We start from the raw sequence: 8,643 nt of genomic DNA, 5'->3' as shown, positions 1-8,643 counted from the left end.
CTATTACTGCACCTCGGAAGCCTGGTCGGTCAAGACATCGGCCGAGCGGATCCTGAGCGCCACCAACTCCTGGCTGCATGCGCAGACACAGAAAAGCCAGTACCGCTACGACAAGGACAAAGGCTATGTGTGCACCCTGAGTGCCATGGTCATCAAGTCGACCACTGCGCATATTTTTCATGTCGGTGATTCACGCATTTACCGCCTGCGCGGCAAGGCGCTGGAACAACTGACCAACGACCACCGTGTGTGGATTTCCCAGGGCCAAAGCTATCTGGGCCGCGCGCTGGGCTTCAAGCCGCAGCTTGAGATCGACTACCAGACCCAGCAGGTGGAGCAGGGCGACATCTTTCTTCTGGCCACCGACGGCGTGTATGAACACGTCAGCGAATACGACATGGCCGGCCTCATCCACATCTGTGCCGACGAGCCTGGCGGGCTGGATATGGCAGCCAAGTCCATCGTCGAAAAAGCCCTGGAGCGAGGCAGTGGCGACAACCTCACGGCACAAATTGTCCGCGTCGATGAGCTGCCCAACGGGCAGGCCGGCGAGCTGCTCCAGCAGCTGTCAGGCCTACCGCTTCCGCCCATCCTGGAGGCCAGGACGCAGTTTGACGGCTACACCATCGTCCGCGAAGTGCACGGCAGCAGCCGCAGCCACATCTACCTGGCCACCGACAACGACACGGGCGCGCTCGTCATCCTTAAAACACCGTCGATAGATCTGGGCGGTGACCCGGCCTACCTTGAAAGGTTTTTGACGGAGGAGTGGATCGCCAGGCGCATCAACAGCGCGCATGTGTTGAAGCCTTATGTGCCGACCCGAAAGCGTCATTACGTGTACGTGGCCACCGAATACATCGACGGGCAAACACTGAGTCAGTGGATGATCGACAACCCCCGGCCCGGCCTGGAAGCCGTGCGCGGGCTGGTGGAGCAAATCGCCAAAGGCCTGCGCGCGTTTCACCGGCTGGAGATGCTGCACCAGGACCTGCGACCCGAGAACGTCATGATCGACAAGACCGGCACGGCCAAAATCATTGACTTTGGCTCAACCCGCGTAGCCAGCCTCATGGAAGCAGATGCGCCCGGCGGGCACAACGACATTCTGGGCACGGCCCAGTATTCGGCGCCGGAGTATTTTGTGGGCGAGGGCGGCACCACGCGTTCAGACCTTTTCTCGCTCGGCGTCATCACCTACCAGATGCTGACAGGCAAGCTGCCCTACGGCGCCGAAGTGGCCAAGTGCCGGACCCGGGCCGCACAAAGCAAGCTGCGCTATGACTCCGTTCTGTACGAAGACCGTGACATACCCGCATGGATAGACGGCGTGCTGCGCAAGGCCGTTCACCCCGATCCCGCCAAGCGCTATGGTGAGCTGTCGGAGTTCTTGTACGACCTGCGTCACCCCAACCAGTCATTCCTGGACAAGACCCGTCCGGCCTTGCTTGAGCGCAACCCGGTGGCGTTTTGGCGGGGTGTTTCGCTGGTTCTGGCTGTGGTCGTTGTGGTGCTGGTGGCGCTCAAGWCTGCCGGCGGATAGGCCTGCAACTTGCCCTTGTCTCAGACCTGCCCAGCTGTCGCTTCCGCCAGCAGCCAGGTGCGAAATACCTTGAGGGCTTCAAGCCCGGCCGACTCTTCTGKATATACCAGGTAGTAGCCGCGCGTAGACACCCATTGTTTCTTCGAAAGCTGGCGCAAGCGGCCGGTGGCGACCGCATCCTTGGCCATGAAATCAGGCAGCAGCACTGCGCCCAGGCCCACCACCGCGGCATTCAGGGCCATCGACATCAACTCATAGCGTGGCCCCTCTTGCCCGGTGCCGATTTCCATGCCTGCGTAGTCGAACCACTTTTGCCAGGCGTCCAATACCGTTGTGTGGTGTACCAGGGCGGATAAAGGCGTTCGGGACGTCAGCGACTTTCCGTTTTTGGCTATCCATGCCGGTGCGGCATACGGAGCCATGGCCAGGGGCAAAACAAAGTCGTTGTGCAGGCCCGGCCGTTTCCCGTCGCCAAATTCGAGCGAGGCATCTACCGGCATGCTCTTGAAATCAACCGAGCCCACGCGGGTGGCGAAGTTAAGAGTGATTTCGCTGTACGCGCGGGTGAAGTCCGGCAGGCGCGGAATCAGCCAGTAGCTGCCCAGCGATGCGCCGACCGACAGCGTCAGCGAACCCCCGCGCCCTTTGAGTGCCATCACATTGGCCGTGGCGCGCTCAAGGCGCTGGAGAATGGCGCTGACTTCTTCCAGGTAATAGCGGCCGGCCTCCGTCAGGACCACCGCATCCCGGCGCCGCACAAACAGCTTGAGGTCAAGGCGGCTTTCAAGCGCCATGATCTGACGGCTGACTGCACCTTGTGTCAGGTGAAGCTCTTGCGCAGCTGCGGTAAAAGACCGCAGCCGCGCGCTGGCTTCAAGGCACAGCAGGGACATCGTGGAAGGCGCGCGTAGCATCATGGTGCATGAGAAAAAGACATGGAAGACGGACAAATTGTCGTTTGTAGCCAAAGATTTGTCCAAGCATCATTCAGTTTTCTCATTGATCAACCCTAAAGGTGGCCTTCATGACTGAATTTCAAGCAAGCCGGCGAGCGCTTCTCAAGCTGGGTGCCGCGGCGATGGCAGCGTCGCCCCTGCTGGCGCGCGCCGCCTGGCCCGACCGGCCCATCCGGTTGATCGTGCCGTCTTCTGCCGGTGGCTCGCCGGACAACATTTGCCGCATCCTTACCGGCGAGTTGATGAAGACGCTGGGGCAGCCTTTTGTGATTGACAACAAGCCCGGCGCAAGCGGCAACATCGGCATGCAGGAGATCGTGCGGGCCGCACCGGACGGCTACACCCTGGGCTACGGCAACGTGGTCACGCTGGCGATCAACAAAGCCCTTTTCTCCAAACTCCCGTACGACCCCGACAAGCAACTGGTACCCGTGGCGTTGATCGGCTATGTGCAAAACGCGCTTGTCGTGCGCAACGACCTTGGCGTGAATAACGTGGCCGATTTGATTGCGCTGGCCAAATCCAGGCCCGGCAAGCTCAGCATGGCGTCTCCCGGCAACGGCACCACCGGGCACCTGGGGGGCGAGCTGTTCAAAAGCATGACCGGCACTTTCATGACCCACGTGCCTTACCGCGGCAGCCCGCAGGCGATTCAGGACCTGATGGGCGGCCAGGTCGACCTGATGTTCGACAACCTGTCGTCCATCGCGCCGCACATCAAGAGCGGCCGCGTCAAGGCGCTGGGCGTCTCAGGCCGGGCACGCAGCGTGCAGTTGCCCGACGTGCCCACCATCGGGGAGTCCGTTAAAGGCTATGAAACGACGGCCTGGGGCGGCATCGTGGCGCCGGCCGGTACACCGCGGGACATCGTGATGCGGCTCAACAGCGAAATCAACAAGGTGCTGGGGAATGCCACCGTCAATGAACGCTATGCCGCCATTTCCTTCGAAACCACCATGGGCCCACCCGACCGCMTGTTTGACCGCGCCATGCGGGAGACGCGGATGTGGGCGGATGTCGTCAAGCGCGCCGGCGTCCACCTGGATTGAGCGCGCATGTTCGATGTCATCGTTGAAGGCGGCGAGGTGATTGATGGAACTGGCGCGCCCCGCCTGCGTGCCGACGTGGGTGTATTCCAGGGCAAGATTGCTGCCATCGGCGACCTGGCATCTGCACCGGCAACAGAGCGCGTCAGTGCGCTTGGGCGCATCGTGGCGCCGGGCTTTATTGATACACACACCCATGACGACCGCTTGCTGCTGATGCCCACGGCGGGCCCGCACCCCAAGCTGTCGCAGGGCGTCACGACAGTCATAGCGGGCAATTGCGGCGTCAGCCTGGCCCCGCTGGAAACCGCCAACCCGCCAGCGCCGCTGGACATTCTGGGAACCGACGGCTGGGTCTACCGAAGTTTTGCGGCCTACCTGGATGCACTGGCCCAGTCCAGCCTGGCCGTTAACGTGGCTTGCCTTGTTGGCCATTCCACGCTGCGGGTCAAGCACGTGGCAGACCTTGAAAGGGCCGCAACGCCTGAAGAGGCTGCTGCCATGGCGGCAGAACTCACGGCCGCACTAGACGCTGGGGCCATTGGTTTGTCGACGGGTTTGTACTATCCGCCCGCAAAAGCCGCGACGGCCGAAGAGGTGATTGCCGTAGGCGCACAGCTCAAGGCGGCTGGAGGCATCGTGGCCATGCACATTCGCGACGAAGGCGACGCCATTGACGAGGCGCTGCGCGAGGCCCTGCACATTGGCCGCGAGCTGGGCGTGGGCACCGTGATTTCCCATCACAAGCTGGTTGGCACGGCCAACCACGGCCGGTCTGTAGAGACATTGGCCCTGCTGGAGCAGGCCGCGCAAGGGCAGCCGGTGTGTTTCGACTGCTACCCATACAACGCCTCGTCCACGATGCTGCTGCCGTCCCGCGTGAAGCAGTCCAGCGATGTGCTGGTGACCTGGTCGCAACCCGAGCCGGGTGTGGCCGGCCGTTCGCTGAAAGAGCTGGCGCGCGAACGCAACCAGACCGAAGAAGACGTGGCCCGTGCCTTGCAGCCGGCGGGGGCCATTTACTTCGCCATGAGTGAAGACGATGTCAGCCGCATCCTGAGCCACCCGATGGCCATGGTCGGCTCCGACGGCCTGGCGCATGACGTGCGGCCGCACCCGCGCCTGTGGGGCACTTTCCCCCGCGTGCTGGGGCATTACGTGCGCGAGAGAAAGCTCTTTTCGCTCGAGACAGCCATCTACAAGATGACCGGCCTCAGCGCCCGGCGCTTTGGCCTTACAGGCCGGGGAACGCTGGCGCCGGGCCATCACGCCGATATCGTCATCTTTGACCCGGACCGCGTGAACGCCAACGCGAGCTATGGGCATCCGACCGAGGTCAGCTCAGGTATTGATGCCGTTTTTGTTAACGGCCAGCTCGCTTGCCGCGATGGCAACACCGTATGCGCAGGTGCGGGCCAGGTGCTGCGCGGGCAGGGCGACGTGCCCTGATTGCGAGGGCTACTTCGCCAGCAGTTTGGTAATCACGCGCCAACGCTGGCTCCGCCGGCTTGATGGACAGCCGGTTGCCCTTGCGCAGGATGATCAGGTCTTCCAGATTTTTGTGGCTCTGTAGCAAAAGCTACAGAACGCTTTTCCCGGCGCGGCTATCTTCGCGTTCGTGCCCGCATTGCGGCATGTCACGAAGAAGGAAAAACCCATCATGTCCAAGGAAATCTACTGGCTGGCATTGACCCTGGCCGCTGCGGCGTTGTTCGCCTTGCCTTATGTCCTCAATCGCATCGCCGTGCGCGGGCTGGGCGGTACGCTGGCCAACCCGACCGCCACAGAAAAACCCCTTGCCGAATGGGCCCAGCGCGCACAGCGGGCCCAGGCCAATGCCACCGAAAACCTGGTGATTTTTGCGCCGGCCGTGCTGGCCGTGCAGGCCAGCGGCCGAGCCGATTCGGTGACGGCCATCGCCTGCGCCGTCTACTTTTTTGCGCGGCTCATTCACTACGTCGTTTACACGCTTGGTGTTCCCGGCGCACGCACCCTTGCCTGGGCAGCGGGCTGGGCGGCCACACTGGTGTTGATCGGGCGCCCGCTGGGGGTGCTGTGAGCCGGCCCTTCGCACTCATYGCGGGAAGCGGTGGCGTGCTCGGCGAATCGCTCGCGCTGCAGTTCAGCGGGGCGGGGTACGAAGTGGCGGGCCTGCGGCGCGCAGATTGCGATCTGGCGGATGGTGACGCAGTGGCGCAAGCCGTCGCGGCCCTGGTTGAGCGCCACGGACACATCGACACGCTGCTGTACAACGCGGGTCATCTGGCAGTGGCTCCTTTTCTTGAACTGGAGGCGAGTGCGCTGCGCGAGTGCCTTGAAGCCGGCCCTGTCGGGGCGGCGCACTGCGCCCGGGCCGTGCTGCCGGGCATGCTGGCCGTGGGGCGCGGCAACCTGCTCTTCACCGGCGCCACGGCTTCGCTGCGCGGTTCGGCCCGCTTCGCGGCCATGGCCGCGGGCAAATTTGCCCTTCGTGGGCTCGTGCAGTCACTGACAAGAGAGTTCCAGCCGCAGGGCATCCACGTGGCCCACGTCGTGCTGGACGGCATGCTTCGCGGCTCTGCTGCCGCATCCCGCTACGCGGCAGCAGAAGCCCCGGTGATGGCGCCCGACGGCGTGGCTGCCAATTTCCTGTGGCTGGCGCAACAGGCGTGCACCGCATGGACGCAGGAGCTGGACCTGCGAACCGCGTCGGAGAAGTTCTGATGGAGCTGATGCACGTGAACGCCGACCKCACGGAGCCCGTCCTCCTACGGGCCGGGTCGCTGCCGTGGCTGCCGTCGCCGCAACCCGGGGTCGAGCGGCGCATGCTCGAGCGTACCGGTGCAGAGGTGGCTTTGGCAACGTCACTCGTGCGTTATGCGGCTGGTAGCCGGTTTGACGCGCATTCGCATGCGCTGGGCGAAGAGTTTTTTGTGCTTTGCGGCGTATTTTCCGACGAGCACGGCTCGTACGGCCCCGGTACCTATGTGCGCAACCCGCCGGGCTCCAGCCACAGGCCCTTCAGCGACGAGGGCTGTACCATTTTCGTCAAGCTGCGGCAGATGGACCCGCTTGAACAGCGCCGCGTCGTCATCCGTGCAGCAGACAGGCCCTGGGTGGATGCCGGAATCGCCCGGCATCGGCGTGCATTGCTGTACGAGGGCCCCAGGGAAACCGCATTCCTCGAACGGCTGGAACCGGGGTGTACCATGGCCGCGCAGTACGCGCATGGCGGTCAGGAAATGCTTGTCGTCGAGGGCTCGGTCCGTGTCGAAGCCGGCGACGATACGAACGCACGCGCTGCGGGTGCGCAGGACCTCGGCGCGGTGTGCTGGCTGCGAAATCCACTCACCAGGCAGCCCGCCCTGGCCAGTTCTGAAGGTGCCCTGTTATGGATCAAGCGTGGCCACGTGGCACCGATGGTTTGACGGTGCGGCAGGTTGCCGCGAATGGAGCAATATGCAGGTCTTACGTGAACTTGCCCTTTTCGAGCCTTTCAGCCGCCTGAGTGCCGACGGCCGTAACCTGTTAACCCAGGGTGCGGTTCCAATGAGTGCACTGGCGGGAACAGGCATCATTCACAAGGGTCAGCCTGCCTCCGGCGCCTATGTCGTGCTGTCGGGCCGGCTGCGCGTGTACACCATCACGCCTGCGGGCACCGAGGCGACGCTGTATCTGGTGGAGCCCGGCGAGACCTGCGTGCTCTCGCTCAACTGCCTGTTCAACGATCTTCTTTATCCCGCCTGGGTTCAGGCCGACAAGGCGACGCGTGTCGCCGTCATCCCCGGTCCGTTGTACCGGCAGCTCTTCAAGCAGGAAGCGTGCATCCAGGACCTGACGCTGCATGCGCTCTCGACGCTTGTTTTCAGGTTGATGGCAGAACTCGATGCCGTTCATTCCTTCAACCACCGGCAACGCCTTGTGCATTTTGTGTTGCTGCACGCCTCGTCCGACGGGGTACTGAAAACGACGCAGCAGCAGCTGGCAGGGCATCTGGGTACGTCGCGTGAAGTGGTGGCGCGGCTGATGCAGGGGCTGGTGGCCGAAGGTTTCCTGAAAAGCCAGCGCGGCCAGATCATCATCAAGGACCTCTTCGGGTTGCGCCGCCTGCAAAGCCTGCCGCAGTCCGGCGCCTGACAGGTTTCTCACTTTTTGCTGGTGATGGCTTTCCAGTGCTGCGGCTCGACGGGCGTGATGGAAAGGCGGTTGCCCTTGCGCAGCACCTGCAGGTCTGCCAGTTCTGGCCGTGCACGCAGGACGGGCAGGGTGATGTTGGGTATCTTGCGCAATACCTGCACATTCACCAGCATCCATCGCGGTTCTTCAGGTTTTGACTTGGGGTCGTAGTAGGGCGACTTCGCATCAAACTGCGTAGGGTCAGGGTAGGCCGTAGATGCCACCCGGCCGATGCCGACAATGCCCGGCTCGGCGCAGCTTGAGTGGTAGAACAGCACGCCATCGCCGACTTGCATTCCGTCACGCATGAAGTTGCGCGCCTGGTAGTTGCGAACGCCGACCCAGGGGACTGTTGAGTCCTTCGCCGCGAGCGCGTCTTCGACCGAGCATTCTTCGGGTTCGGATTTCATGAGCCAGTAGCTTGTCATGGGGTGGCCTTGGTACCTGAAGTGGGGACGAAGCAAAGCTTAGCGGATCGATGGGGCAAAGAAAAGCGCCGGCCTCAGGCCAGAAGCCGCTTGACAGCACGGACCATCTTGAATAAAGTTATTAACAAATAAGTTAATACATCAATGCCTGCATCCCTTGACAAAATATTTGAAGCGCTCGCCTCGGGGCCCAGGCGCCAAATTCTGGCGTACCTCACCGAGAAAGAACTCAGCACCACTGAGCTGGCCGAGCGCTTTGCCATGAGCACGCCGGCCGTTTCTCGCCACCTGTCGGTGCTTGAAAACGCCGGCTTGGTGACCAGCGAGCGCAGCGGCCAGTTTGTGCTCTACAAGCTCAACGGTGACAGCCTCGTCAACAGCCTCACGGGTTATGCATTCGAACTATGCCCGGTCGCGCGGCCCCTGAAACGGGAACGCGTTGCGGCCAAAACACAAAAAGCCAGGTAACAAGGAGAGAGGGACCCATGCTGAATCTCACACAGGTTCAGCATGGG

General features: G+C 62.7%; 10 protein-coding genes. 8 read left to right on the top strand and 2 right to left on the bottom strand.

Going from position 1 to position 8,643, the window contains the following annotated elements; all coding sequences use genetic code 11:
- The coding region (locus AC1DWI_RS06885) for a bifunctional protein-serine/threonine kinase/phosphatase (RefSeq protein WP_477724583.1) at window positions 1–1,543 on the top strand (1,543 nt) is incomplete at its 5' end.
- 20 nt (window positions 1,544–1,563) lie between these two features.
- Here the strand turns inward: AC1DWI_RS06885 and AC1DWI_RS06880 are convergent.
- A complete protein-coding gene (locus AC1DWI_RS06880) occupies window positions 1,564–2,460 on the bottom strand; it encodes a LysR substrate-binding domain-containing protein (RefSeq protein ID WP_477724582.1) in 897 nt (298 codons plus the stop codon).
- A 107-nt stretch (window positions 2,461–2,567) separates the two neighbouring features.
- Between AC1DWI_RS06880 and AC1DWI_RS06875 the strand changes: the two genes are divergently transcribed.
- The 6 genes from AC1DWI_RS06875 (at window position 2,568) to AC1DWI_RS06850 (ending at window position 7,661) form a co-directional block, all read left to right on the top strand.
- On the top strand, window positions 2,568–3,548 hold the full coding sequence (locus AC1DWI_RS06875; protein ID WP_477724581.1) for a Bug family tripartite tricarboxylate transporter substrate binding protein: 981 nt from the start codon (window positions 2,568–2,570) through the stop codon (window positions 3,546–3,548).
- Window positions 3,549–3,554: 6 nt separating this feature from the next.
- Window positions 3,555–4,994 carry an N-acyl-D-amino-acid deacylase family protein gene (locus AC1DWI_RS06870; protein ID WP_477669450.1) on the top strand — a complete coding sequence of 480 codons (1,440 nt, stop codon included), beginning with the start codon at window positions 3,555–3,557 and terminating at the stop codon, window positions 4,992–4,994.
- A gap of 211 nt (window positions 4,995–5,205) precedes the next feature.
- Window positions 5,206–5,604 carry an MAPEG family protein gene (locus tag AC1DWI_RS06865; protein WP_477669451.1) on the top strand — a complete coding sequence of 133 codons (399 nt, stop codon included), beginning with the start codon at window positions 5,206–5,208 and terminating at the stop codon, window positions 5,602–5,604.
- 35 nt (window positions 5,605–5,639) lie between these two features.
- Entirely contained in the window at window positions 5,640–6,248 is a 609-nt protein-coding gene (locus AC1DWI_RS06860; RefSeq protein WP_477724580.1) for an SDR family NAD(P)-dependent oxidoreductase, read from the top strand.
- Window positions 6,203–6,952 (top strand): cupin domain-containing protein, encoded by a 750-nt coding sequence (locus AC1DWI_RS06855; RefSeq protein WP_477724579.1) that lies wholly within the window; start codon window positions 6,203–6,205, stop codon window positions 6,950–6,952. The genes AC1DWI_RS06860 and AC1DWI_RS06855 overlap by 46 nt, the downstream gene beginning before the upstream one ends.
- Window positions 6,927–7,661, top strand: coding sequence for a Crp/Fnr family transcriptional regulator (locus tag AC1DWI_RS06850; protein WP_477669453.1), 735 nt, complete (start codon window positions 6,927–6,929; stop codon window positions 7,659–7,661). The genes AC1DWI_RS06855 and AC1DWI_RS06850 overlap by 26 nt, the downstream gene beginning before the upstream one ends.
- An 8-nt stretch (window positions 7,662–7,669) precedes the next feature.
- Here the strand turns inward: AC1DWI_RS06850 and AC1DWI_RS06845 are convergent, their stop codons facing one another.
- Window positions 7,670–8,128 carry an EVE domain-containing protein gene (locus AC1DWI_RS06845; RefSeq protein ID WP_477669454.1) on the bottom strand — a complete coding sequence of 153 codons (459 nt, stop codon included), beginning with the start codon at window positions 8,126–8,128 and terminating at the stop codon, window positions 7,670–7,672.
- Window positions 8,129–8,272: 144 nt separating this feature from the next.
- Between AC1DWI_RS06845 and AC1DWI_RS06840 the strand changes: the two genes are divergently transcribed.
- Window positions 8,273–8,596, top strand: coding sequence for a metalloregulator ArsR/SmtB family transcription factor (locus AC1DWI_RS06840; protein WP_477669455.1), 324 nt, complete (start codon window positions 8,273–8,275; stop codon window positions 8,594–8,596).
- The last annotated feature ends 47 nt before the right edge of the window (window positions 8,597–8,643 follow it).

The sequence above is a fragment of the Polaromonas sp. P3_C2 genome (assembly GCF_056402675.1).
This window is presented reverse-complemented; position numbering and strand designations above follow the sequence as displayed.

Excerpts from the sequence above, each read along its gene's own strand:
- AC1DWI_RS06870 (WP_477669450.1), top strand. The coding sequence starts at position 3,555 with ATGTTCGATGTCATCGTTGAAGGCGGCGAGGTGATTGATGGAACTGGC.
- AC1DWI_RS06865 (WP_477669451.1), top strand. The coding sequence starts at position 5,206 with ATGTCCAAGGAAATCTACTGGCTGGCATTGACCCTGGCCGCTGCGGCG.
- AC1DWI_RS06845 (WP_477669454.1), bottom strand. The coding sequence starts at position 8,128 with ATGACAAGCTACTGGCTCATGAAATCCGAACCCGAAGAATGCTCGGTC.
- AC1DWI_RS06840 (WP_477669455.1), top strand. The coding sequence starts at position 8,273 with ATGCCTGCATCCCTTGACAAAATATTTGAAGCGCTCGCCTCGGGGCCC.